Here is a 22,573-nt window from a genome sequence, read left to right as displayed (position 1 = left end):
CTAAGGGTTCTCTCAGGACGGGCCGCGAGACTATGGCCATGACCGAGAGCAACGAGCCAGCGAAGCAGCCGGACCAGCCCCACTCCGTGCCGCCGCCCGCCGGTCAGACCGACTCCGGCGCGCGGGAGCAGGGCCCGCAGCTGCCGGATCCCGGCCAGCCGGATCCTTTGCAGGGGGGATCCGGCCAGGCTGGGGCCTATCAGGCCCCCACCGGCCAACCAGCCGGTCTTGGCAGCGTTCCTGCCTCCTTCACTCCGGCCCAGCCGCAGGTGCCCTCACCTGACGCGGGCCAGGCGCAGCTCGGCGGGTCCGGACCCGGCCAGCAGCTTCCAGCCTCCGGGTCCGGCCAACTTCCCCCAGGCCACCCCCTCGGCCTGGGGGCCACCACCTCCCAGTTCGGCGCGGAACCGCCGTCGACGGGCCAGTACTACCTGCCGCCCGGCTACCAGCCTCCGCCCGTTCCTCCGCGTCCCAAGGGCCGCGGCAAGGTCGTCGCAGGCGTGGCCGCGCTGGTGCTGATGGTCGGCGGACTCTCCGGCGGCCTCGGCGGCTACCTGGGCTACACGTTCGCCAACGACTCGTCCGCGGTCAGCTCTCTCGACACACCGCGCCCCGCCTCGCAGACCAGCAACGCCCCGGCCGGCTCGGTCGAGGACGTGGCGAACAAGCTGTTGCCGTCCGTCGTCCAGATCCAGGTCGTGACGCGGACCGGTGCCGGCGAGGGCTCCGGCTTCATCATCTCGAGCAACGGCCAGATCGTGACGAACAACCACGTCATCGAAGGCGCGGCCGCGGGCGGCAACATCAAGGTCGTCTTCCAGGACGGCAAGACCGCCTCGGCCAAGATCCTCGGCCGCGACCCGAGCTCCGACATCGCCGTCATCCAGGCCGACGGCGTCTCGAACCTCCCGGTCGTGCAGCTGGGCAACTCCGGCGACATGAAGATCGGCCAGGGCGTCGTCGCGATCGGCTCGCCGTTCGAGCTCTCCGGCACCGTCACGTCGGGCATCGTCAGCTCGCTGAACCGCCCGGTCTCGGCCGGCGGCGACGCCCGCAACTCGCAGGCGACGGTGCTGAACGCGATCCAGACCGACGCCGCGATCAACCCCGGCAACTCCGGCGGGCCCCTGGTCAACATGCAGGGCCAGGTCGTCGGCATCAACTCCGCGATCTACAGCCCGAACACGGGCAGCGGCCAGGCAGGCTCCGTCGGCATCGGCTTCGCGATCCCGATGGACCAGGCGCGCCGCACGATCGACGAGATCGTGAAGACCGGCAAGGCCAAGCAGACCGTGCTGGGCGTGAAGGTCGAGTCGACCGAGGGCGGCGCCAGGATCACGGAGATCACGCCGGGTGGCGCGGCGGAGAAGGCCGGGCTGAAGGCCGGTGACGTGATCACCAAGTTCGGGGATCGCCGCATCGACGAGTCGGACACGCTGGTCGCAGCGGTCCGGTCCAAGGCTCCCGGCGACAAGGTCACGATCACGCTGTCCGACAACAGGACCGTGGAAGCCACCCTCGACGGAGTCGAGGTGGAGTAGGTCGGGGGACGTCTGGTTTCTGGCCTCCGCCGCCCGCCAGAAACCAGGCGTGACGACCCCGGAGGGGCCGTACCTGTGGGCACCTGCCCCGCACACAGGTACGGCCCCTTCTTACGTGCTGGTGACGGATGCGAGCCGCCGGCGTCCTCGTGGCTTAGCTTGGTGACGTGGCGGAACGAGTGCTGGTCGTCGACGACGACACGACGGTGCGGGACGTGGTGCGCCGTTACCTCGAACACGCCGGGTACGAGGTCGAGCTCGCAGGCGACGGGGAGACGGCGTTGCGGTTGATGGCCGCGCGGGAGCCGGACATCGTCGTGCTTGACCTGATGCTGCCCGGCATCGACGGGCTCGAGGTGTGCCGGCGGGTCCGGGAGCGCGGCAGCACGCCCGTGGTGATGCTGACGGCGCTGGGCGAGGAGGAGGACCGCATCGCCGGGCTTCAGATCGGCGCGGACGACTACGTCACGAAGCCGTTCAGCCCGCGAGAGCTGGCGTTGCGGGTGTCCTCGGTGCTGCGGCGGGCCAACAAGGCCTACGAGCCGCGGGTGGTGCGGGACGGGGATCTGGTGCTCGACGTGGCCGCGCACACCGCGACGCTCGACGGGACGCCGCTGCAGCTGACCACTCGCGAGTTCGACCTGCTGGCGTTCTTCATCGCGAACGCGGGCCGCGCCTTCGGGAGGGCCGAGCTGCTGGAGCGGGTGTGGGGCTGGCAGTTCGGGGATCAGTCGACGGTGACCGTCCACGTGCGACGGTTGCGGGAGAAGATCGAGAAGGACCCCGCCAAGCCGATGCGGCTCAGCACTGTCTGGGGCGTGGGATACAGGTACGACAGATGTTCGATCGACTGAGCAAGGTGTCGCTGACCAGCGCGATGACCGTCATGGTGATCGTGCCGGTGGTGGCGACCATCGGTGGCGTGCTCGTGGTCAGCGGGTTCATGTTCACGCCGATGCTGGGGGCCGCGCTCATGGCGTGCGCACTGGTCGGCCTGGTCACCGTGCCGTTCTCGATCATGCTGGGCCGTGCGATCGCGCGGCGCACCATGTGGGAGCGGGAGGCGGAGGCGGCGCGGCGGCAGCTGGTGGCGTGGATCAGTCACGACCTGCGCACGCCGCTGGCCGGCATTCGGGCGATGACCGAGGCGCTGGAGGACGGGGTCGTCTCCGAGCCGGGTGAGGTGGCCGTCTACGCGAAGCAGATCGCGCAGGAGGCCGACCACCTGTCGAAGCTCGTCGACGACCTGTTCGAGCTGTCGCGGATCACGGCGGGGGCGTTGAAGCTGACGTTGCACGACGTGCGGCTGGCCGACGTGGTCAGCGACGTGGTCGCCGCTTCCCGGCCGGTGGCTCAGCTCAAGGGCGTCGAGCTGCGTGCGGACGCTCGTGAATGGCCGATCGTGCGCGGCTCGGATCCGGAACTGATGCGTGTCGTGCGCAACCTTGTGTCCAACGCCATTCGCCACACACCGCAGGGCGGCGCCGTGGCCGTCCAGGTCGATGTGGACGGAGGCGAGGCGGTGGTGCGGGTGGACGACGCGTGCGGCGGCATACCCGATGACGTGCTGCCACAGGTGTTCGACGTGGGTTTCCGGGGCAGCGCCGCCCGCAACCCGACAGGCGCCGGACTAGGCCTCTCGATCGCTCGCGGGCTGGTCGACGCGCACGCGGGCCGGATCTCCGCGCAGAACCACGGTCCTGGCTGCCGCTTCGAAGTCAGACTCCCGCTACGGTGATCGGTATGGAACGCAGCGCGCAGCGCCTTGGCCGCGCTTTGGTCGTGATCGTGGACGACCGGGTGGCGCACGGCGAGCAGGACGACAACTCCGGCCCTCTCGTCACCGAACTGCTCGAAGAAGCGGGGTTCATCGTCGACGGCACCGTCGCGGTCGAGGGTGAGGTGGTCGACATCCGGGCCGCGCTCAACACGGCCGTCATCGGTGGCGTCGACCTCGTGGTCACCGTCGGCGGCACCGGTGTGTCGCCGCGCGACGTCACCCCCGACGCCACGCAGGGCGTGCTCGACCGTCCCATCCACGGCATCGCCGAGGCACTCCGCGCCTCCGGCCTCGCCGCGGGCGCGGTCGACGCGGGCATCTCGCGCGGTCTCGTGGGCGTCTCCGGCAGCACGCTCGTCGTGAACCTCGCGGGCTCGCGCTCCGCGGTCCGCGACGGCATGGCGACGCTGTCGGCGTTGGTGCCCTACGTCATCGAACAGCTGAGCGGTCTTGACGAAGAGTGACAAGCCCAAGCCGGCCGACGACGACGCTGCTCTGAAGCGCCGTCGCCGGCTGGCTGAGGTGTTCGGCGACGTGCTCCCGGAGACGACGTCGGACGAGCGCGGCGCGGCTCCGGCGGAGGAGCGCGATGCCTGGTACGTGGAGAACCGGCCGCCCCACCACGAGGGTTGAGCCGAAGCGCAGGACCTGATGATGGTCGTGCTGTTGTTGCCGGAGGACGAGGTCGCGCTGCAGGTGGCCGTCGTCGCGGAGCACCCGCGCGTGCGGATGGTCGGCCAGCGCGCGGTGGCCCGCCAGGACCACCTGCAGGCCGCCGGTGCGCGACTCCGTTCTCGAGGTCGAGCACACCGCCCTGCTCTGGGACCCCGAGATTCGTCTGCAGGTGCCAGAACCCCAGCTGCTCAGCACCCACTGGCGTGCGGTGCCGCGGGGACGAGCGGCGCATGCGGGGGTGTACCCGTCGAGCCAGGAGAAGGCGCGCGGCGCTCACTGGTGAGGGCCGCGCGCCTCGTCCCGGTGGGGTGGGTCGGCTCGGGGTTCGGAGCGATCCGGTCAGACCTTCGGACCGCGTACGTCGGTTGACTGCGCCACCGTCTGGTGGTTCTGCTGAGCCGTGAGCAGGTCGCGGATCTCCTTGAGCACCTCGACCTCGGTCGGCTCGGCCGGGCCGGCCTCCTCGCCCCTCTTGCGGCGATCCTGGATCTTCTTGATCGGCAGCACCAGGACGAAGTACACAACGGCCGCGACGATCGCGAAGTTGATCGCGGCGTTGATGACGTTGCTGAAGTCGAGGTACGTGTCCTCCTTGCCCGGTCGGAGGTAGAAGCCCAGGCCCTTCGTCTCGGTGCTTCCGAGCGAGGCGATGAGCGGCTTGATCAGGCTCGTGGTGAATGCGGTGACGATCGCGGTGAACGCCGTGCCGATGACCACGGCCACAGCCAGGTCGACGACGTTCCCGCGCATCAGGAAGTCCTTGAATCCCTTCAGCATCAGCGGAGAGTAACGGCTAACGCATGATCCAGTGACATCGCGGCCACCCGATTTGCATTAAGCCTCGGCAACGTGAGCACAACGACTTGTCCCCGCGTCTCTCGCACGGACGCGTTCTCCGCGAGCACTTCCGCCGACGGCGACACCACGTCGACCCGGTCGCCCATCCGCACCACGCCGGCCAACCCCTGGTCAGGCACCCGCACGGCGACCGACACCAGATCGTCCGGCGCGCCGGCGAGATCGAAGTCAGTGAGCGGGACGCCCGACCGCGCCGCGCCGTTCAGCGTCCGGCCCACCACGGCGTCGACACCGGGGAACGAACCGGAAACCGGCGCGGCCAGCGTCACCAGCCGGACGTCGGCGGACGAGAGCGACACCCCGGCGGGCAGGTCACGTGACGCGACAACGGCCGGATGACCCACGTCTGGCCAGAAGGTCAGCAACACGGCTAGCAGAGCCAGGCTGATGGCGAGAAACCGGCGCCACGCAACAGAAGGACGGCGGCGCAGGAGTGTGCGGACCCGGTCGAAACCGGTGCTGGAAAGAGTCATGCCCCCGACGGTAAGGCCGTCGGGGGCATGTCAAAGGGGGCTCAGCCGCAAGTTGTGGACAACTCGCGATCTTCAGCTCGCCGCGGCCGCCGGAGCGCTGCTCGCGGGCTTCGAGTCCGAGGAGGACGACGAGGTGGTCGCCGCGGGCGTGGAGGACGTCGTGGACGACGTGCTCTTGGACGAGCCGGAGCGGCTGTCCGTGCGGTAGAAACCGCTGCCCTTGAAGACGACACCAACGGCGCCGAAGAGCTTGCGCAGCTTGCCAGAGCACTCCGGGCACTCGGTGAGGGAGGCGTCGCTGAACGACTGCACAGCCTCGAACCGGTGCTCACACGCGGTGCAGGCGTACTGGTACGTAGGCACTGTGTTCGCTCCTAGATCTGGCACTCGACCGTTGTGAGTGCCAACACGATTTTGCGACAGGACCTTCCCGGAGCGCAAACACCACAGGTCAACGTCACAGCCACCGCAGGCCCGCAGACGGCGTCAGGACCCCGTTCATCCGCACGTCGTGAGGCTCCGCGGGCACCTCCTCAAGCACCTCGCAATCCCGCACGACGGCCACCAACGGGGCTTTGACCAGCGGCAACGACCTGTCGTAGTGGCCCTGCCCCTTCCCGAGCCGCACCCCGTCCAGCGACACTGCCAGCGCGGGCACCAGCACCAGCGAGGCTCCAGCGATCGCCGAGGGCCCCAGCCGGGGACCGGACGGCTCCATCAACCGGAACGCGGCGGGAACGAGCCCGGCCGGTCCGGTGTGGACGGCCCAGTCGAGCGGCGATTCGCCCGTCACGATCGGCAGCAGCACCCGGCACCGCAGCCCGTCGAGCCACGACGCGTCACCGGGCTCCGATCCGACCGGCAGGAACGCGCACACCGTCTGATCAGGACGAACGTCCAGCGCGGCCACGTGGGCCGCGAGCGCCGCGGCCTCCACGGCGCGGTCATCGGGCGAAACCGCGCGCCTTTCCGCCAGCAACCGTGAACGGAGCGTGGCCTTACGGTCACGAACATAGGACGTCATGCGGGGTATCCCTCGGTATGTCGTTAGCATCGCAGCCCATGAGCAGCGCCTTCCACACCGCTATCGTGCCCGCGGCCGGCTTGGGCACCCGTTTCCTCCCCACGACCAAGGCCGTGCCGAAGGAGTTGCTGCCGCTGGTCGACACCCCGGCCATCGAGTACGTGGCCAGGGAAGCGGCCGAGGCGGGGGCGTCGAAGCTGGTCATCGTCACCTCGCCGGAGAAGGCGTCGGTCGCGAACTACTTCGACGCCAACCCCGAGCTCGAGCAGACGCTGGCCGCCCGCGGCAAGTCCGACCTCGTCGAGAAGATCCAGCGCGCCCCGCAGCTGATCAAGGCGGAGACCGCGATCCAGGAGCAGGCGCTCGGCCTCGGTCACGCCGTCGGGTGCGCCGAGGGCAACCTGACGGGTGAGGACGAGGCCGTCGCGGTGCTCCTGCCGGACGACATCATCCTGCCGACCGACGCGCTCAAGAAGATGGCGAAGGTTCGCGAGGAGAAGGGCGGCAGCGTCCTGCTGGCGTTCGACATCCCGCGTGAGCAGATCTCCGCGTACGGCGTGTTCGACGTCCGCGACACCGGGAACGACGACGTCAAGCAGGTCGTCGGCATGGTGGAGAAGCCCAAGCCGGAGGACGCGCCGTCGACGTTCGCCGCCGCCGGGCGCTACCTGCTCGACCGCGCGATCTTCGACGCCCTCAAGCGCATCACGCCTGGTGCCGGCGGTGAACTGCAGCTCACCGACGCCATCGCGCTGCTGATCGCGGAGGGTCACCCCGTGCACGTCGTGGTCCACCGCGGTGGGCGACACGATCTTGGGAATCCCGCCGGATTCCTGCGCGCTGCGGTTGACTTCGCACTCAAGACCCCGGAGTACGGACCCGACCTGCGTGAGTGGTTGCGGGAACGCCTCGACAACTCCTGAGCGCGAGGACCAACACATGAGGTCAGTGGACGAGCAGCTCGCTCGGGTGATCGCGGCCGCGGTGCGGCCCGCACCCGTGCGGGTGGCGATCTCGGAGTCGCAGGGCCTGCTCTGCGCGGAGGAGGTCGTCGCGGAACGCGCGTTGCCCGGCTTCGACCAGGCCGCGGTGGACGGCTATGCCGTGCGCAGCGTCGACGTTTCCGGCGCGAACGCGAACCCCGTGCAGCTGCCGGTCGTGGGCGAGATCCCGGCCGGCTCCCGGCAGCCGCGCCGGCTCCAGCCCGGCCAGGCGGTGCGGGTCGCGACCGGTGCGCCGCTGCCCACGCTGGCCGACGCGGTCGTTCCGCTCGGCTACACCGACGGACACCACGCCAAGGTCACGGTGAACCGCAGCGTGCCGTCCGCCGGGTTCGTCCGCCGCACCGGCGAGGACGTGCAGACCGGCGACGTCGCCGTGCGTCGTGGCTCGTCCATCGGTGCTGCTCAGGTGGGTCTGCTGGCTGCGGTCGGACGCAACAAGGTGCTCGTCCACCCGCGCCCGCGCGTGTCGGTGATCTCGCTCGGCGAGGAGCTCGTAGACGTCGATCGCACGCCCGGTCAGGGGCAGGTCTACGACGTGAACTCGTACGCGCTGGCCGCCGCCGCGCGTGACGCGGGGGCCGAGGTCAGCCGGGTCGGCATCATGTCCGCCGACCCGCGCCGGCTGCGCGAGGTCGTCGAGGGCCGGCTGCTGCTCTCCGAGATCGTCGTCATCGCCGGTGGCGTGGGCGGCTCGATCGGCGACGAGGTCAAGGCCGCGCTGGCCGAGCTCGGCGACATGGACGTCACCCGCATCGCCATGCACCCCGGCTCAGCGCAGGGCTTCGGGCGGCTCGGCCCGGACGCGGTGCCGACCTTCCTGCTGCCCGCGAACCCGATGAGCGCGCTCGTGGTGTTCGAGGTGCTGGTCAGGCCGTTGATCAGGGCCGCGCTGGGCAAGAAGAACCCGTACCGCCGCGCGGTGTCGGCTCGCCTGCTGTCGCCGCTGTCGTCGACGAAGGGCCGCCGCGGCTTCCTGCGCGGCCAGCTGCTGCGCGACGCGGACAACGGCGAGTACCTGGTGCAGCCGCTCGGCACGTCAGGGGCGCACCTGCTCGCGTCACTGGCGGAAGCCAACTGCCTGATCATGGTCGAGGAGGACGTCACCGAGGTTTCCGTCGGCGAAGAGGTGCTGGTCAGCTTCCTCGCGCAGCGCGGTTGATGAGCGTATTCGCGGATCTCGGCCGACACCCCGGCTGGCCAGTCCGGCTGGGGCCCATCGACGTGCGCGCGGGAACGGTCGTCCTGCGCGGGCCGCGGCTCTTCGACGGTGGCAGGTGGTCGCGGCTGCGGATCCGTGACCGCGACTACCTGGAGCAGTGGGAACCCACCGCGCCGGAGGGCTGGGACGAGCGCAACGCGACGCTCTCCTGGCCAGCCCAGTGGTCATCGCTGCGCGCCATGGCCAGGCGCGGCACCACGCTGCCATTCATGATCTTGGTGGACGGCGAGGTCGCCGGTCAGATCACCGTCGGCAACATCGTCAGGGGCTCGCTGCTGTCGGCCTGGATCGGCTACTGGGTAGCCGCTGATCGGGCGGGCGGAGGCGTCGCAACGGCGGCCGTGGCGTTGCTCACCGACCACGCTTTCCGCGAGGCTGGTCTGCACCGCCTCGAAGCGACGGTCCGGCCCGAGAACGCGGCCTCGATCCGTGTGCTCGAGAAGTCCGGCTATCGCGAGGAAGGCCTCTTCAAGCGTTATCTGGATGTTGCCGGCCAGTGGCGCGACCACCTCTGCTTCGCGCTCACGGCCGAAGAGATACCGGATGGCCTAGTGCGCCGTTTGGTTGCACGCGGAGAGGGCCGTCTTCCCTGACGGTTGCTTCCGTTCGTCCTAATCGCTTCACCCAAAAGTGGGTGATACACCACACTTTGGTACGCACCGCGCTCGGCGAGCCTCCGACACTGGTGTGACTGTTGTGACTAGCGTGGTGACAGCACCACGCGTGGGCCGGGGGAGGTGAACGGGGAATGCCGAGTTCGCTGATCATCGTTGCGCTGGTCGTGGCCTGGCTGGTCGTCCTCGTCCCCATGTTGGCCCGCAAGCGCCAGGAGAGTGCGCGCAGCGTGGGGGAGGAGTACGACGCCATGCCCGACGCCGAGTACGACGACATCCACGACCTGGACGACGACTACTTCGACGAAGAGGAGTACGTCGAACGCCCGTTCCGGCGCGGCCGTGGTGGCTACGACCCGGAATCCGCCGCACTGGTGGCCCAGGCCAAGTACGCGTTCCGCCGCAGAGTCGTGGCGTTCCTGCTGGTCGCCGCCATCGTCACCGGTGTCGTGGCGGGAGTGTTCTACCAGCCGCTCTGGTACGGCCACGCCGGAGTCGACCTCCTGCTCGTGGGCTACCTGACGTACCTGCGCCGGCAGGTGCGGATCGAGGAGGAGATCCGCGCACGCCGGCTCGCGAGGCTGCAGCAGGTGCGTCGCCGCCGTGCGACCGGTCCGCAGGCTCAGCAGGTCGCGGAGGTTCCCGTGCCCGCTGCCGCCCCGGTCGCCGAGGAGGCCGAGACCACCCAGGTCGAGGTCGTCGACGAGACGCCGGCGCTGCCACCGTTGCCGCGCTACGAGTACTACGTGCATCCGGGCACGATCCCGGTCGACTCCGACGACGAAGATCCGGTGTTCGTCGAGTTAGAGGGACTGGAGTCGCTGCGGTACCGAGGTGCTGTCGGGGCATAGGAGGGGGTGGTGAAAACACCCCCTCAACCCCTGCTATAGTTCTCTCGTAACACCGCAAGGGGCTGTAGCACAGTTGGTAGCGCGTCTCGTTCGCATCGAGAAGGTCAGGGGTTCGATTCCCCTCAGCTCCACGCAATAGGTGGCGAGTGCTCGCAAGAGCGCTCGCCATTTTGCGTTCCGCGTGTTTCTGGGAGCCAAACCCCCAGACTCCAGCCGGGGCTCCGCCCCGGACCCCGGCCGGCTCGCCTTCGGCATCGCGGCCCTCCCAAGGGTTCTCATGCTGCGGCCTCAGCTCTTCTCCTCAACGCTGTCCTGTGTGGACGTCCTCCGAAACTCGGTTCGGCTGGTGCCTCTCACCGGATGGTTTGTGCCGGTGAAGAACTCTGGGGATTCAAAGCGGTATTCGTCGTGGTGGCAGCACTTGCCGCCGTCGGTTGCTCGTCGGGGGACCAGCAGCCGCAGTCGTCCACGCAGGAGAAGTACTTCGACGTCAAGGGTTTCGGGAAGCTGAAGCCAGGAATGTCCAAGCAGGAAGCGCTCGCCACCGGCGATCTCGCCGCCACGGGAGCGGGCAAGTCCGGCGACTGCGAGGACTACCGGTATCAGGGCGCACCGGCACCGGGACCCGAAGCAGCTCGCCGAGGACGCCGAGATCGAGCAGAAGTACGGGGCCGCGTAGAAAGCCGCCGACGAGGCCAAGGCCGCAATCGGACCGGCACCGGGTGCGAACGCGGGTGCCGCTGACTACGCCGCCCACGCGGAACGGCTCGCTGCCTCCGCGGAGGCGAGCAACGCGGTGGTCCAGCTGTCCGTGAAGTCCACGCAGCGCATCGCCGAGCGGGCCGAGGCACGTGAGGCCAACGGTGGCGTGCTGTTCGCCGGTGACAAGATCCGGATGATCTTGCCGCCGCCCGGCGCCACGGCGGCCAAGGACGTCGGCAAGGGTGCCACGGTCGACCAGTTCAAGGCGGCCTTCCCCAACGCCCAGCAGAAGGACGACAAGACGTTCGACGTGCCGGTGCCCGGTCAGCAGGGCGTCGTGCTGAGCTTCCTCTTCACCGACGGCAAGCTCACGACGTTCCTGTTGTTCAACGCGGAAGCCAAGTGCAGCTGATCTGAGTGGCTGGCATCGGACCGGTGGGGGACAAACTGAGAGGTTGGTTCACACCGGTCCGGATCGCGCTGGCAGGGTGTGTCGTCGTCGCGTTGCTGCTGATGTTCCCGATCTCGTTTCGCGCGCCGGGCGACCACGAGTCGACCAACTGCGGCAGCACGCTCTACTTCGACCCGCAGGGCTACAACCGCAGCGACGTCGAACGCCAGTACCGGGACTCCTTCCTGCACCAGTGTTCGCTCGGGCGCACCACCCGCCTCGCGCAGTCGCTCGGTGTGCTGGCCGTGACGGGGCTGCTCGTGACGATCGTCCTGGCGAGGCGACCGGAAGAGGTGCATTCGCGGGAGAAGTGAGCGACCACGTGTGCGGGTGTGCTGTGGGCAGGTCATGGTTAGCCTTTCGCCATCCCGCAGGCAATTCGAAAGGCGCCGCATCATGACCGCAACGCCGGGCAGAGTCACCGTTGTCCCGCCAGAAGCGCTCGAGCAGTTGAAGTCGTTCCCGTTGCACGGTGACGAACGGCTGCAGAACAAGCTGCTGTGGAAGTCTCCCAACGGCGACACCATCGTGGGCCTGATCCAGATGGCTCCGGGCGCGCGCGATGTCGGCCACAACCACCCGTCGGCGACGCAGCACACGTGGATCATCGACGGCAAGGTCAGCATCGGTGGCATCGAGGCGGGGGCGGGCTCGTACGCGTTCGTGCCGCCGGGCGTCGACTACGAGACGGTGGCCGGAGACGAGCCGGTCACGATGTTCTACATCTACCAGCCGTGCGCGCCAGAGCACGACCACGACCACGGCGATCACTGACGCGCGTTGGTCCACTTCGGACGGCGAGCGGAGCCTCACCCATCTGTGGGGTGAAGTTCGGTGAGGAAGGCCGCGCCCGCAAATAACTTTCTCGCATGAGATCTGTGGCCGCCGCGTTATTACTCGTGGCCGTCACCTCCGGTGGAGCAGCGGCCTCGTCCGCAGCCCCCGCCGCGAGGTGCGCGGCCGCCCGCCCCGTAGTCGCCTCAACGGAGTCTGCTGTGGAAGCGCGCGTTCTCACCGGCTGCACGGCCGGTGAGCTCGTCGTCTTCCGCGCGGCTTTCGTGGCCCGCGCCCACGGCTCGTCCTGCACCGCGGTCTCCTCAGAGCTCGAAGCCGATCCGGCGGACGTCCCGCAGTGGATCCGCGTCCGGCTGGAACTGGTCTGTGCACCCGGCGAGAAGGGTCTGCTCGGTTCGCAGATCACCGTGGAGATGTTCGGCCTGCAGGACGCCCGCGTCGCCACCTACGGTTTCGGCGACTCCTTCGTCGAGAAGAACCCGGCCGCGCGGCACCTGTGGATCGTCGAACACGTCGCGGGCCTCGGCAGCCTCCCGGTGGCTCCGGACCCGGCCGCGAGGTCGTCGAGCGGGTCGGCGGGCGAGGGCGCTTCACGGGCGCAGTCGGATCACGAGGTCTACGACGGCTGAGATGCCCGGCTGCCATGATGTGCCGATGCGTCCCGAGGTCTTCGTGGTCTGGGCGCACACCAGTCCCGGCTGGGATGCTGTGCGCACGCAGGCCTGGCGGGCCACGGTGCACCGGTTCGCAGAGTTGCTGCACCACATCGGCGCGGATGCCGACATCGACCTCTACCACCAGCACGAACCCGTTGACTGGTCGACGTTCTGCTTGCAGCGCATGGAGGACGCCGACCGGATCGTGGTGGCGGTGTCGTCCGGCTGGAAGCTCGCCTTCAGCGGCCGCAACCCGCTGAGCCGCGGTGCCGAGTACGAGCTCAAGCACCTGCGCGGGCTGCTGATGCGCGAGCCGGAGCTGTTCCAGCGCAAGGTGATCGTCGTCGTGCTGCCGGGTGCCACGACCGGCGACATCCCGCCGTCGTTGCACTGCGTGCCGCACTTCCTCGTCGATCCCGCCGTGCCCGCGTCCGCGCTGGACCTCGAGCACCAGTTGCTCGGGCAGCCGATGTACCCCAAGCCCGTGGTGGGGGAGCCGCGGCTGCGGGAACTGGCGCGGGCGGGTGATCCCGGGATCGTCGCGGAGCTGCTCACGACCACCGTGTACCTGCCGGATCCCGGCCGGCCGGGGCTGATGGCCACCGCGGTCGAGGGGCACGAGCAGTCGGTGCTCGTCTTCACCGGCCTCGACCGGCTGGCGGCCTACCGCACGCTCAAGGGCCTGCCGTGGGAGGACCGGTGGCTCGAGGTCGAGTGCGCGGAGCTGCTGCCGTTCGTGGCGCCGCTCGGCGTGGGGGTAGTGGTCGACGCGGGGGCGCCGCTCGACGAGATGGTGTTCGTGTCGGCGAGCGAAATTCGTGATCTCACCTGCTGACGCTGTGTATCGTTCTTCACCAAACTTTCGGGCCGGGGAGGTGCCGTGAACGGGTTCGCAGTCGACATCGCGGAGCTGAGGGCACTGGCCGGGCCGCTGCTGCTCGCCGCAGAGGACGTCGCCGGTCTCGCACGTCATCCCGACGGGCACACCGACCCCACCCGCGGCGCGCTCTTCGCTGCTCTCACGCGGTTCCGGGCAGCCGCTGACCACGCGACCGGTGTGCTGATGAGGGACGTGGGCGAGACCGCGGCCCGGCTCGCGGACACCGCACGGCACTACGAACAGGCGGACGACTTCCCGGCGTGAGCCTCTCCGGTGAGTTCCACTCCCTTCGGAGCGTCCAGGAGTGGCTGAAGCGGATGCGCGAGGAGAGCGCTTCCGTCGGTGTCGCCTACGCCAGGGCGACGCCGCCCTCGTGGACGGGAGCCGCGAGCACGGCGTTCGACGAGTACCGGCACCGCGCCCGGATGCGCTGGTTCGACGTGTCCGACTCGTTCGGTGCCGCGTTCGACGCCGTCGAAACGTACCTGCACACCCACGCCGAGGTCGCACGCCTGGTGGAGTTCGGGGACCCTGCCCAGGTCGAACGGCTCCAGCGGCAGCTGGCCGAGGAGGAACACGTCGCGGTGGCCGCCGTCGACAGAGCGGCGGAGGAGTTGTGGCACGTCCGGTCGGAACTGCCCGAACAGGCAGCGCTGCCGGTACCACCCCCTTCTCCCGGTCCGCAGCGAACCAACCCACCCGTCCCCCCGCCCCAGCCCTCCCGCGCCGCGGACTTCATGGCGTCACCGCACGTCGAGCTCGTGCTCACGACGGCGGCCATCGCCGCGCGGTACACGCGCTGGCAGCGTCAGATCGGGTGACCGTCGGCCGAATGACGGCCGCACTCGATAACGAATGGAGCAGCCGCGGCGACTGGGGTCAACGGGATCGTGCCCGGACACGTTGTAAGAGGTACAACGCGCTGATCAAGGAAAGGGTTGCTGTGGCGTCAACCGCAGACCGATTACGCACCGTAGGCTGAGAGGGCGCCTAGGCTGGGGGTGATCGCGGAAGGGGTGGTGTGAGTCGTGGGGCTCGCGGAGTCCTTGCTCACGTGGCTGCACGGCATCGTGGGCATCAGTGTCTGCCCCGGTGACTGGGTGTGGACCACCACGGCGCTCGGCGCGGTGCTCGGCCTGTTCCCCACGATCGGGGCGCTGCTGTCCATCGTGGTGCGCCGGATCGTGGGCAACTCCTACGGCGCGGTGACGGGTGCCATCTTCGCCGTGCTCGGCGTCGCCAGCTGCCTGGTGCTGCCGTGGCTGATCATGCGCGGGACCGTGCAGGGGCTGTCCCGGCGCGCGATCCCCGGATCGGACTCCCTCGACGGTTCCACCTGCTTCGGTCAGCTGCAGCAGGGCGACTACCTGGTGGACAACACCCCGTCGATCATCGACGTGATCAGGGCGCCCGGTGACCAGCCGGTGTTCCTGATCGCCGCGGGCATCACCGTGGTGCTGGCTCTGCTGTGCCTGCTGTTCGTGATGCTGCAGGCCGGCTCGGCGTTCCGGCTGGGCCCGAACTGGCCGCGCCGGGTGTTCTGGCCGCCGTTCGTGGTGCTGCTCGCAGCGACGTCGGCACTGCCCGTGACGCTGGTGGGCCACGTGCTCCTCGGTTTTCTGCCCATTGCGGTAATCGGCTCAATCGTCGTACGGATTTTCGGGTTGACTACCGCCATGCTCAACCGCCCCGGCCGCGACCGGTCTGCCGACCGGAACTCGCAGAACCCGCCACCGCAGCCGGTGGCACGTACGCCGCAGCCCGCGCTGCCCCAGAACCAGGCGCAGAAGAAGACGCCGACCAAGCCGATCAACGCCGCCGGCCAGCAGCCGCCGCCGTACCAGCCGGCACAGGTGCCGCCGTACCAGCCGGCGCCGATGAACCGGCCGATGCGCCCGGTGAACCAGCCGCTGCCCCCTCCGCCGCAGAAGCAGTACCCGCCGACGCGCGTCGCCGAGGTGCTGCCGCAGCCCAAGCCCCCGCAGCCGTCACAGCCGTCGCAACCGGCGGTGCTCGCGGACACGCCGGGCCCGCTGCCGTTCGGGCCGGGCGCCGCGAACGCCGACTCGCCAGCGCCGGTGCAGAAGTCGGGCAAGGTCTGGAACCCCGGCAACGGCAGGTTCCGCCGCGTCCGCCAGCTCGGCTCCGGCGGGTTCGGCACGGTGTGGCTGGCCGTCGACGAGCAGCTCGACCGCACCGTGGCGGTGAAGCTCGCGCACGCCCCGGACAACGAGACCGAGGCGCGCATGCTCCGCGAGGCCCGTGCGCTGGCCGCGGTCCGCCACCCCAACTGCGTGCGGGTGTTCGACATCGTCCAGGACCCGGACGGCCTGGCGCTGGTCATGGAGTACATCGAGGGTGCGTCGCTGTCCGAGACGGTGCTGAAGAACGGCCTGATCGACGACAAGCTCGCCGCCCGCCTGTGGCTCAACATGGCGGACGCGCTGGCCGCCGCCCACGACCGCGGTGTCCTGCACCGCGACGTGAAGCCGTCCAACGTGATCGTCGACGGCCAGGGCACCGCGCACCTGATCGACTTCGGCATCGCCCGCTCCAAGGGCGACAGCACGCTCACGGCGACCGGCATGATGGTCGGCACCCCGGACTTCCTCGCCCCGGAGACCGCGCGCGGTGAGACGGCCTCCCCGGCGTCCGACTCCTGGCAGCTGGCCGCGACGGTCTCCTACGCGCTGACCGGCCACCCGCCGCGCGGCTCCCGCGAGAACCCGATCTCCTCGCTGATGGCCGCCGCCCAGGGCGAACCGATCACCAAGCTCCCGCAGAACAGCGCCCACGCGCGGCTCCTGCTCGCGGCGATGGACCCGGAACCGAGCCGCCGTCCGACGCTGGCGCAGGTGCGCGGTCAGCTGTCGCAGTTCCTCGACCAGGCGGGGATGAGCAAGGAAGGCCCGGTCACGCGGTTCATCAGCAAGCCGGCTCCGCCTCCCACCAAGCACATGCCCATGTAGGCGATCCGGGTGAACCTCCGTTTCGGCCGTAACGGTGATTCACCGTTCAACGACCTAAGCCGTGATCACCCGGAAAGCTTCGGCATCGGAGGCGATGCCCCGCGAGGGGTGGTGAGGCGGTTTCCGCCGATCGCCTCACCACTTCACCTTCGCGCAGCAGGCCGCAACCGCTTGCGCAGCGCCAGGAACAGCCCGGCCGCGCCCGCCACCACGAGTCCGACGAGCCACACCGGCGCGGGCTCGGAAGCAGGCTCCTCCGGCACCACGGCGGCAGCAGGCGCGGGCGCCAACGACGACGGTGCGGTCACCAGGTTCTTGATCGGCGGCGCGATCTCCTCCCACGGCCAGGTCCCGTCGGAACCGAAGGCGACCTTGTCCTTGTCCGGTGGCTTGATCAGGAACGTGCCGGGCACGGTCAGCGTCCCCAGCTGGTGGTCCGGGAACACCCCCTGTGTGCCGAACACCTCGTACGACCCCGCGGGCAAGGTGAACGTCACGGCGTAGTGCGCGGGCTGGCCGAGCGGGACGCCGACGAACAGGCGCTCGTCCGCACCCGACTTGAACCGGAGCCCGGTCCTGCCGAGATCACCTCCGACGAACGGGTGGGTGCCGTGCTGCAGCACCCAGTAGCCGACGGTGTGGGCCACGGAGGGCTGGATCGACGGCACCGGGTCCAGGTACGTGACCGCCCATCCGCCCGCATGCGCTGAAGGTGTGCTGATCAGCAGGAAAGCGCAAACCAAGGCGAGAATCCTCATGACGCGAATACACCGGGAACCAACGCGCGGTTCCCGGTGTAGGAAGGGCATCACGGACGAAGCGGTGGCACGGGCGATCGCAGGTGACCAGGCGGCCTACGGCGAGCTGGTCGCCCGGTACACCGCGCTCGCGCACCGGACCGCCTACCTGCTCGGGGCAGGTGCGGACGCCGGTGACGTGGTGCAGGAGGCGTTCGTGAAGGCGTATCGCAAGCTCGGCACCTTCCGTGAGGACGCCGACTTCAAGCCGTGGCTGCTGAAGATCGTCGCCAACGAGACCAAGAACCTGCACCGCGGCAGACGGCGCCGCAACCTGATGGAACTCAAGATCGGAGCGATGACCGAGACCGTCGACCACGACGATCCCGGCACGCTCGTGGACGACTCCCGCACGAAGCTGCTGGAAGCCGTCGGGAGCCTGCCGGAGCACGACCGCCAGGTCGTCACCTGCCGGTACCTGCTGGACCTGAGCGAGGCCGAGACCGCGCAGACCCTGAACATCGCCAAGGGAACCGTGAAGTCACGGCTGTCCCGCGCGCTCGCCAAGCTGCGCCCGATGATGGAGGAGGTGGCCCATGACCGGTGACGACGTCGAGGCCGCCCTCCGCGACCTCGGCCGGCAGATCCAGGTGCCGGAACCACCGGACCTCACCGCGAGCGTCCTCACCCGCATCAACGCTCCGCGGAGGCGAAACCGATGGCTCACCGCACTCGTCGCGGCTGTCACGGCCTTCGCGATCGCCTTCGCCGTGTCACCGGCCGTGCGCGCGGCCGTCCAGGACCTGCTGGAGTTCGCGGGCGTCGAGTTCCACACCGAGGCGCCGAAGAGCATCGCGCCTCCGTTGCCCAGCCAGGAAGTCTCGCTGGACGAGGCGAGGAAGCAGATGCCGTTCGAGATCCACCTGCCGGCGCTGCTGGGCACGCCGGACAAGCTCACCGTCCACGAAGGACGGTTCGTCACCCTGCACTACGGGAACCTGCGGCTCGACCAGTTCGACGGCACCGTCCAGCCGGCGATCGGCAAGCTGATCCACGGCGAGGGCGTCGAGCAGATCGACGACAAGGTGTGGGTCCCGTACCCGCACCGCATCTTCTACATCGACCGCAAGGGCGAGTGGCGCAACGAGGAACCCCACGGCGCCGGGCAGACCCTCATCTGGCAACGAGGTCAGGTCACCATGAGGCTGGAGGGTGACCTGACCAAGGAAAGAGCCCTCGAGATCAGCGCCAGCTAGGCAGCCACAACTGCTGCTGCCACATCTCCGGTGTGATCGGGTTGCCGTTGAGGATCGGCCACAGCCACACGAAGTTCGCCACCACGATGCCCACGTACAGCGACACGACCAGCAGACCCGTGCCGCGGCGTTCGGAACCGGCGGAGCGGCGGCCGAGGATCTCGCCCAGCGCCAGCACGATCAGCAGCACCAGGAACGGCGCCATCGGCGTGACGTAGAAGAAGTACATCTGCCGGTCGAGGTTGAGGAACCACGGCAGCAGGCCCGCCAGGTAGCCGACCAGGACGCCGGCGTAGCGCCAGTCCATCCGGCCGATCGAGCGCCAGACCGCCCAGCCGATCACCGGGAACGCGAGCCACCACATCGCGGGCGTGCCGATCAGCATGATCGCGCCGAGGCACGACGCCGCACCGCAGCCCGTCACGGAGTTCTCGTAGTAGTAGAGCATCGGACGCAGGCCCATCGGCCACGTCCACGGCTTCGACTCCCACGGGTGCCGGTTGGTCGCCGAGGTGACCAGCTCGACGTGGAACTTGTAGACGTTCTTGGCGTTGTACCAGAGCGCCTGCAGGACGTCGGGGATGTACCAGATGTCCTTGACCTTGCCGCCGACCACGTGCCGGTCGATGCCGGTCTCGCTGGCCATCCACGGGAACCACGTCGCGATGTACACCAGCACGGGGATCGCGACCAGGCCGCCGAGCGAGGGCAGCACGTCCTTCGCGATCGCGCCGAGCCACGGCTCCTCGACACCGGCCGCCCGGCGCGCCAACGCGCTCCAGATGACCGTCAGCAGCCCGAACGCGGCGATGTACCAGATGCCCGACCACTTGACGCCGCACGCCATACCGAGGCACACGCCCGCACCGAAGCGCCACCAGCGGAAGCCGAGCCACGGCCCGAACGCCGAGTTGTTGACGAATCCCTCGCGCACGGCGACAGCGAGTCGTTCACGAACCTGTTCGCGGTCGACGACCAGACAGCCGAACGCGCCGACGACGAACAGCGCCATGAAGATGTCGAGCATGCCCATGCGCGACTGGACGTGCGAGACGCCGTCCGCGATGAGCAGCACGCCGGCCAGCGCGCCCAGCATGTCCGAGCGGGTCAGGCGGCGGGCGATCCGCACGATCAGCAGGATCGTGATCGCACCCGCGAGCGCGGAGGCGAACCGCCAGCCGATGCCGTCGTAGCCGAAGAGGTCCTGGCCGATCGCCATCAGCTGCTTCGCGAGCGGCGGGTGGACGATCAGCTCGTAGCCGGGGTTGTCCTCGTAGCCGCCGTTGCGCAGCACCTGTGCCGACTGCGGCACGTAGTGCTTCTCGTCGAAGATCGGTGTGCCCTTGTCGGTCGGATACCCGAGGTTCCAGAACCGGACGACGGCGCCGATCAGCGTCACGACGATCGTGACGAGCCAGCCGCGCATGCGGTCTCCGGACGGCGGCGGGTCGAGCGCGGCTGCACGATCCGTGCGCGGCTCCTCGACTACGACGGGCGCCTCTCCTGGCTGCACGAGGACTGTCACGTCGCCGATCGTAGGGTGAACGGTGTGAGTCCTGTATCCGGTTCAGGCCGTCTTGTCCTGGCAGCCACCCCTCTCGGGGACATCCGCGACGCGTCTCCCCGCCTGATCGAGGCACTGGAGACAGCCAACGTGATCGCCGCGGAGGACACCCGGCGGCTGCACAGTCTCGCGGCCGCGTTGCAGGTCAAGCCGTCCGGCCGGGTCGTGAGCTTCTACGACCAGGTCGAGACCGCGCGCCTGCCGGGGCTGCTCGAGTCGCTGCACAACGGCGAGACAGTGCTGCTCGTGACGGATGCCGGGATGCCGTCCGTGTCCGATCCGGGATACCGGCTCGTCGCCGCGTGTGTCGAGCAGGACCTGAAGGTCACCTGCCTGCCGGGTCCGTCCGCCGTGACGACCGCGCTCGCGGTGTCGGGCCTGCCGAGCGACAGGTTCGCGTTCGACGGCTTCCCGCCGCGCAAGTCCGGTGAGCGCAAGCGTTGGTTCGCACCTCTGGCCACGGAACAACGCACCGTCGTCTTCTTCGAGGCACCTCACCGGCTCGCGGACACGCTCGCGGACGCCGTCGAGGTGCTCGGGCCGGACCGCAGCGCCGCCGTGTGCCGCGAGCTGACCAAGAAGTACGAAGAGGTCGTGCGCGGGTCGTTGGCGGAACTCGCCGAGTGGGCCGTGGAGGGCGCACGCGGCGAGATCACCGTCGTGCTCGGTCCGGCTCCCGCCGAGGAGAAGCCGGACCTCGACACGCTCGTCGCCGAGGTGAAGCAGCGAGTCGCCGACGGGGAACGGATGAAGTCGGCCGCCGCCGAGGTCGCGGACGCGGCCGGGATCAGCAAGAAGGCCCTCTACGACGCCGCGATCAGATCAAGCTGACTCGCGGTGGAACGTGCGTACCCCGTAGAGGACGCCGACCAGCACCAGCGCCGACGCCGAGATCAGGCCGAGCAGGACGGAACCGGTGCTGAAGATCGACCGCTCGGCGTCGACGACGTGCGCCAACGGGTTCACCCGTGACAGCCAGTAGAGCCACTGCGGGCCGTTCGACATCGGCAGCAGCACGCCGGACAGCAGCATCACCGGCACGATCGTGGACGACAGCACGGACGCGAAGACGTACTCGAGCTTCACCTTCAACGCGATCGCGTACGACAGCGACCCGATCGCGACGCCCAGCAGCGCCACCAGGCCGAGCCCGAGCACGATCTCGCCGGGAGTGGCCCGGAACCCGAACAGCATCGCGGCCAGCACGATCAGCAGGCTCTGCACGACGAGCAGCACCACGTCCTTGCCGACCCGGCCGACGAGCAGCGCGACCCGGCTGACCGGGGTGACCCGCAGCCGTTCCATCACGCCCGTCCGCACCTCGGGCAGCAGCGAGAAACCCGCGTAGGCCGTGCCGAACAACGCCATCTGCACCAGCAGGCCGGGCACGAACCACTGCCAGCCGGTGTCGCCGAGCAGCGGTCCGAACAGGCCGAGGTAGAGCAACGGCTGGGCGAGCCCGAACACGACCGCCACCGGGTTGCGCAGCACCGGGAGCATCACGCGCACGAAGACGAGCCAGGTGTCACCCAAGAAAGTCCTACGCAGCATCTGCTTCCTCCCTCAGGGAACGGCCGGTCATGGTCAGGAAGACGTCGTCCAGCGTCGGCCGGTGGACCTGCACCGAGTGCAGCTCGACGCCGAGGTGGTCGAGGTCGCGGAGCAGGCCTGGCAGCGCGCGGTCGCCGTTCGGAACGCGGAAGCTGACCTTCTCACCGTCCACGACCGCGTTCTCGAACTTCGTGGCGGCGATCGAGGCCTGCGGTGTGCCGAGCACGACCAGGTCGCCGGAGACGCTGTTCTTCAGCTCGTCCGGCGAGCCCTCACCCACGATCGAACCGTGGTCGATCACCAGCAGCCGGTCGCTGAGGAAGTCCGCCTCGTCGAGGTAGTGCGTGGTCAGGAAGACCGTGGTGCCGTCGGCCTTGAGCTGCTTGATGTGGTCCCACAGGTTGCGCCGGCTCTGCGGGTCGAGCGCGGTCGACGGCTCGTCCAGGAACAGCAGCCGCGGGGCGTGCAGCATTCCCATGGCGATGTCGAGCCGCCGCTGCTGGCCGCCGGACAGCGTGATCACCCCGCGCTTCTCCGTGCCCAGCAGCTCGAACCGTTCGAGCAGGTCCGCGACCTTCCTGCGGGCCTCGTGCTTGGACATGCCGTAGTAGCGGGCCTGGAACTCGAGCTCGTCGCCGACCCGCTGGTCGGCGCCGGCACCGTTCTTCTGCCCGACGTACCCGATGTTGCGGCGCACGCCCGCGGGGTCGGTCAGCAGGTCGTGCCCGGCGATGATCGCCTCGCCCGCGGTGGGCTGCAGCAGTGTCGTGAGCATGCGCAACGTCGTGGACTTGCCCGCGCCGTTCGGGCCGAGAAACCCGACGAGCTCCCCTTCGGCAACGTCGATGTCGACTCCGCGGACCGCGTCCACGGGGCCGAGCTTCGTCGTGAACCGGCGCGCGAGGCCGCGTGCCTTGATCATGACTGAATCCCCTCTAGTCAACTTTGACTAGAGGCTAGCCGGAGCTAATCA

The 22,573-nt window shown here is 69.3% G+C and carries 30 protein-coding genes and 1 tRNA gene; 23 read left to right on the top strand and 8 right to left on the bottom strand.

Going from position 1 to position 22,573, the window contains the following annotated elements; translation table 11 throughout:
- Positions 1-38 precede the first annotated feature (38 nt).
- The 6 genes from ABFX45_RS09565 (at position 39) to ABFX45_RS09540 (ending at position 4,279) form a co-directional block, all read left to right on the top strand.
- Positions 39-1,541, top strand: a complete 1,503-nt coding sequence (locus tag ABFX45_RS09565) for a S1C family serine protease (protein WP_346129067.1) — start codon at positions 39-41, stop codon at positions 1,539-1,541.
- A 167-nt stretch (positions 1,542-1,708) separates the two neighbouring features.
- A complete protein-coding gene (locus ABFX45_RS09560) occupies positions 1,709-2,395 on the top strand; it encodes a response regulator transcription factor (protein ID WP_109631990.1) in 687 nt (228 codons plus the stop codon).
- A complete protein-coding gene (locus ABFX45_RS09555) occupies positions 2,380-3,279 on the top strand; it encodes a sensor histidine kinase (RefSeq protein WP_109631993.1) in 900 nt (299 codons plus the stop codon). Before ABFX45_RS09560 ends, ABFX45_RS09555 begins: the two co-directional genes overlap by 16 nt.
- Positions 3,280-3,284: 5 nt before the next feature.
- Positions 3,285-3,785, top strand: coding sequence for a MogA/MoaB family molybdenum cofactor biosynthesis protein (locus tag ABFX45_RS09550; RefSeq protein ID WP_045311897.1), 501 nt, complete (start codon positions 3,285-3,287; stop codon positions 3,783-3,785).
- Positions 3,772-3,954 (top strand): hypothetical protein, encoded by a 183-nt coding sequence (locus ABFX45_RS09545; protein ID WP_109631995.1) that lies wholly within the window; start codon positions 3,772-3,774, stop codon positions 3,952-3,954. Before ABFX45_RS09550 ends, ABFX45_RS09545 begins: the two co-directional genes overlap by 14 nt.
- A 145-nt stretch (positions 3,955-4,099) precedes the next feature.
- Positions 4,100-4,279, top strand: a complete 180-nt coding sequence (locus tag ABFX45_RS09540) for a hypothetical protein (RefSeq protein WP_346129064.1) — start codon at positions 4,100-4,102, stop codon at positions 4,277-4,279.
- A 56-nt stretch (positions 4,280-4,335) separates the two neighbouring features.
- Here ABFX45_RS09540 and mscL read toward each other — a convergent pair whose 3' ends face one another.
- From mscL to ABFX45_RS09520, 4 genes are all read right to left on the bottom strand, one after another.
- Positions 4,336-4,773 (bottom strand): large-conductance mechanosensitive channel protein MscL, encoded by a 438-nt coding sequence (mscL, locus tag ABFX45_RS09535; RefSeq protein ID WP_109631999.1) that lies wholly within the window; start codon positions 4,771-4,773, stop codon positions 4,336-4,338.
- On the bottom strand, positions 4,773-5,327 hold the full coding sequence (locus ABFX45_RS09530; RefSeq protein WP_346129061.1) for an SAF domain-containing protein: 555 nt from the start codon (positions 5,325-5,327) through the stop codon (positions 4,773-4,775). Before ABFX45_RS09530 ends, mscL begins: the two co-directional genes overlap by 1 nt.
- Positions 5,328-5,399: 72 nt before the next feature.
- Entirely contained in the window at positions 5,400-5,690 is a 291-nt protein-coding gene (locus ABFX45_RS09525; protein ID WP_346129059.1) for an FmdB family zinc ribbon protein, read from the bottom strand.
- A gap of 94 nt (positions 5,691-5,784) precedes the next feature.
- On the bottom strand, positions 5,785-6,351 hold the full coding sequence (locus ABFX45_RS09520; protein ID WP_346129057.1) for a 5-formyltetrahydrofolate cyclo-ligase: 567 nt from the start codon (positions 6,349-6,351) through the stop codon (positions 5,785-5,787).
- Between the two features lie 38 nt (positions 6,352-6,389).
- Between ABFX45_RS09520 and ABFX45_RS09515 the strand changes: the two genes are divergently transcribed.
- The 14 genes from ABFX45_RS09515 (at position 6,390) to ABFX45_RS09450 (ending at position 16,492) form a co-directional block, all read left to right on the top strand.
- Positions 6,390-7,274: a UTP--glucose-1-phosphate uridylyltransferase gene (locus ABFX45_RS09515; RefSeq protein WP_346129055.1), complete on the top strand. Its 885-nt coding sequence runs from the start codon at positions 6,390-6,392 to the stop codon at positions 7,272-7,274.
- A 16-nt stretch (positions 7,275-7,290) separates the two neighbouring features.
- Complete coding sequence (glp, locus tag ABFX45_RS09510; RefSeq protein WP_109632010.1) at positions 7,291-8,514, top strand: molybdotransferase-like divisome protein Glp; 1,224 nt, start codon at positions 7,291-7,293, stop codon at positions 8,512-8,514.
- Positions 8,514-9,167 (top strand): GNAT family N-acetyltransferase, encoded by a 654-nt coding sequence (locus ABFX45_RS09505; RefSeq protein WP_109632013.1) that lies wholly within the window; start codon positions 8,514-8,516, stop codon positions 9,165-9,167. Before glp ends, ABFX45_RS09505 begins: the two co-directional genes overlap by 1 nt.
- Positions 9,168-9,322: 155 nt before the next feature.
- A complete protein-coding gene (locus tag ABFX45_RS09500; protein ID WP_109632015.1) occupies positions 9,323-10,039 on the top strand; it encodes a gephyrin-like molybdotransferase receptor GlpR in 717 nt (238 codons plus the stop codon).
- 58 nt (positions 10,040-10,097) lie between these two features.
- Positions 10,098-10,170: transfer RNA gene (locus ABFX45_RS09495), tRNA-Ala, on the top strand.
- 277 nt (positions 10,171-10,447) lie between these two features.
- Positions 10,448-10,783 carry a hypothetical protein gene (locus ABFX45_RS09490; protein WP_346129052.1) on the top strand — a complete coding sequence of 112 codons (336 nt, stop codon included), beginning with the start codon at positions 10,448-10,450 and terminating at the stop codon, positions 10,781-10,783.
- A 52-nt stretch (positions 10,784-10,835) separates the two neighbouring features.
- Positions 10,836-11,153 carry a hypothetical protein gene (locus ABFX45_RS09485; protein ID WP_346129050.1) on the top strand — a complete coding sequence of 106 codons (318 nt, stop codon included), beginning with the start codon at positions 10,836-10,838 and terminating at the stop codon, positions 11,151-11,153.
- 23 nt (positions 11,154-11,176) lie between these two features.
- Entirely contained in the window at positions 11,177-11,506 is a 330-nt protein-coding gene (locus ABFX45_RS09480; protein WP_346129048.1) for a hypothetical protein, read from the top strand.
- An 82-nt stretch (positions 11,507-11,588) separates the two neighbouring features.
- Entirely contained in the window at positions 11,589-11,966 is a 378-nt protein-coding gene (locus ABFX45_RS09475) for a cupin domain-containing protein (RefSeq protein WP_109632022.1), read from the top strand.
- A 221-nt stretch (positions 11,967-12,187) separates the two neighbouring features.
- A complete protein-coding gene (locus ABFX45_RS09470; RefSeq protein ID WP_346129045.1) occupies positions 12,188-12,616 on the top strand; it encodes a hypothetical protein in 429 nt (142 codons plus the stop codon).
- 25 nt (positions 12,617-12,641) lie between these two features.
- On the top strand, positions 12,642-13,478 hold the full coding sequence (locus ABFX45_RS09465) for an SEFIR domain-containing protein (RefSeq protein WP_170154742.1): 837 nt from the start codon (positions 12,642-12,644) through the stop codon (positions 13,476-13,478).
- Between the two features lie 45 nt (positions 13,479-13,523).
- Positions 13,524-13,787: a hypothetical protein gene (locus ABFX45_RS09460; protein WP_109632028.1), complete on the top strand. Its 264-nt coding sequence runs from the start codon at positions 13,524-13,526 to the stop codon at positions 13,785-13,787.
- Positions 13,784-14,344 (top strand): hypothetical protein, encoded by a 561-nt coding sequence (locus ABFX45_RS09455; protein WP_109632030.1) that lies wholly within the window; start codon positions 13,784-13,786, stop codon positions 14,342-14,344. The genes ABFX45_RS09460 and ABFX45_RS09455 overlap by 4 nt, the downstream gene beginning before the upstream one ends.
- Before the next feature lie 207 nt (positions 14,345-14,551).
- On the top strand, positions 14,552-16,492 hold the full coding sequence (locus ABFX45_RS09450; RefSeq protein ID WP_109632032.1) for a serine/threonine-protein kinase: 1,941 nt from the start codon (positions 14,552-14,554) through the stop codon (positions 16,490-16,492).
- Between the two features lie 143 nt (positions 16,493-16,635).
- Here ABFX45_RS09450 and ABFX45_RS09445 read toward each other — a convergent pair whose 3' ends face one another.
- Positions 16,636-17,250 (bottom strand): hypothetical protein, encoded by a 615-nt coding sequence (locus ABFX45_RS09445; RefSeq protein ID WP_146231407.1) that lies wholly within the window; start codon positions 17,248-17,250, stop codon positions 16,636-16,638.
- A gap of 64 nt (positions 17,251-17,314) precedes the next feature.
- On the opposite strand from ABFX45_RS09445, the gene ABFX45_RS09440 reads away from it, so the two are divergent.
- Together ABFX45_RS09440 and ABFX45_RS09435 are read left to right on the top strand one after the other, a co-directional pair.
- Positions 17,315-17,836, top strand: coding sequence for an RNA polymerase sigma factor (locus ABFX45_RS09440; RefSeq protein ID WP_211337145.1), 522 nt, complete (start codon positions 17,315-17,317; stop codon positions 17,834-17,836).
- Positions 17,826-18,485: a hypothetical protein gene (locus tag ABFX45_RS09435; protein ID WP_109632038.1), complete on the top strand. Its 660-nt coding sequence runs from the start codon at positions 17,826-17,828 to the stop codon at positions 18,483-18,485. Before ABFX45_RS09440 ends, ABFX45_RS09435 begins: the two co-directional genes overlap by 11 nt.
- On the opposite strand, the gene ABFX45_RS09430 is transcribed toward ABFX45_RS09435, so the two are convergent.
- Positions 18,472-20,010, bottom strand: coding sequence for a dolichyl-phosphate-mannose--protein mannosyltransferase (locus ABFX45_RS09430; protein ID WP_233439190.1), 1,539 nt, complete (start codon positions 20,008-20,010; stop codon positions 18,472-18,474). The genes ABFX45_RS09435 and ABFX45_RS09430 overlap by 14 nt on opposite strands.
- 24 nt (positions 20,011-20,034) lie before the next feature.
- Between ABFX45_RS09430 and rsmI the strand changes: the two genes are divergently transcribed.
- A complete protein-coding gene (rsmI, locus tag ABFX45_RS09425; RefSeq protein WP_346129040.1) occupies positions 20,035-20,880 on the top strand; it encodes a 16S rRNA (cytidine(1402)-2'-O)-methyltransferase in 846 nt (281 codons plus the stop codon).
- Here the strand turns inward: rsmI and ABFX45_RS09420 are convergent.
- On the bottom strand, positions 20,872-21,600 hold the full coding sequence (locus ABFX45_RS09420; RefSeq protein ID WP_346129037.1) for an ABC transporter permease: 729 nt from the start codon (positions 21,598-21,600) through the stop codon (positions 20,872-20,874). The genes rsmI and ABFX45_RS09420 overlap by 9 nt on opposite strands.
- Positions 21,590-22,522 (bottom strand): ATP-binding cassette domain-containing protein, encoded by a 933-nt coding sequence (locus ABFX45_RS09415; RefSeq protein ID WP_346129035.1) that lies wholly within the window; start codon positions 22,520-22,522, stop codon positions 21,590-21,592. Before ABFX45_RS09415 ends, ABFX45_RS09420 begins: the two co-directional genes overlap by 11 nt.
- Positions 22,523-22,573 lie beyond the last annotated feature (51 nt).

Source organism: Lentzea roselyniae (assembly GCF_039537795.1).
Lineage (GTDB): Bacteria > Actinomycetota > Actinomycetes > Mycobacteriales > Pseudonocardiaceae > Lentzea > Lentzea atacamensis.
This window is presented reverse-complemented; position numbering and strand designations above follow the sequence as displayed.

Excerpts from the sequence above, each read along its gene's own strand:
- ABFX45_RS09550 (WP_045311897.1), top strand. The coding sequence starts at position 3,285 with ATGGAACGCAGCGCGCAGCGCCTTGGCCGCGCTTTGGTCGTGATCGTG.
- ABFX45_RS09520 (WP_346129057.1), bottom strand. The coding sequence starts at position 6,351 with ATGACGTCCTATGTTCGTGACCGTAAGGCCACGCTCCGTTCACGGTTG.
- ABFX45_RS09415 (WP_346129035.1), bottom strand. The coding sequence starts at position 22,522 with ATGATCAAGGCACGCGGCCTCGCGCGCCGGTTCACGACGAAGCTCGGC.
- ABFX45_RS09435 (WP_109632038.1), top strand. The coding sequence starts at position 17,826 with ATGACCGGTGACGACGTCGAGGCCGCCCTCCGCGACCTCGGCCGGCAG.
- ABFX45_RS09530 (WP_346129061.1), bottom strand. The coding sequence starts at position 5,327 with ATGACTCTTTCCAGCACCGGTTTCGACCGGGTCCGCACACTCCTGCGC.
- glp (WP_109632010.1), top strand. The coding sequence starts at position 7,291 with ATGAGGTCAGTGGACGAGCAGCTCGCTCGGGTGATCGCGGCCGCGGTG.
- ABFX45_RS09555 (WP_109631993.1), top strand. The coding sequence starts at position 2,380 with ATGTTCGATCGACTGAGCAAGGTGTCGCTGACCAGCGCGATGACCGTC.
- ABFX45_RS09515 (WP_346129055.1), top strand. The coding sequence starts at position 6,390 with ATGAGCAGCGCCTTCCACACCGCTATCGTGCCCGCGGCCGGCTTGGGC.
- ABFX45_RS09420 (WP_346129037.1), bottom strand. The coding sequence starts at position 21,600 with ATGCTGCGTAGGACTTTCTTGGGTGACACCTGGCTCGTCTTCGTGCGC.
- ABFX45_RS09475 (WP_109632022.1), top strand. The coding sequence starts at position 11,589 with ATGACCGCAACGCCGGGCAGAGTCACCGTTGTCCCGCCAGAAGCGCTC.
- ABFX45_RS09465 (WP_170154742.1), top strand. The coding sequence starts at position 12,642 with ATGCGTCCCGAGGTCTTCGTGGTCTGGGCGCACACCAGTCCCGGCTGG.
- mscL (WP_109631999.1), bottom strand. The coding sequence starts at position 4,773 with ATGCTGAAGGGATTCAAGGACTTCCTGATGCGCGGGAACGTCGTCGAC.
- ABFX45_RS09500 (WP_109632015.1), top strand. The coding sequence starts at position 9,323 with ATGCCGAGTTCGCTGATCATCGTTGCGCTGGTCGTGGCCTGGCTGGTC.
- ABFX45_RS09445 (WP_146231407.1), bottom strand. The coding sequence starts at position 17,250 with ATGAGGATTCTCGCCTTGGTTTGCGCTTTCCTGCTGATCAGCACACCT.
- ABFX45_RS09565 (WP_346129067.1), top strand. The coding sequence starts at position 39 with ATGACCGAGAGCAACGAGCCAGCGAAGCAGCCGGACCAGCCCCACTCC.
- ABFX45_RS09505 (WP_109632013.1), top strand. The coding sequence starts at position 8,514 with ATGAGCGTATTCGCGGATCTCGGCCGACACCCCGGCTGGCCAGTCCGG.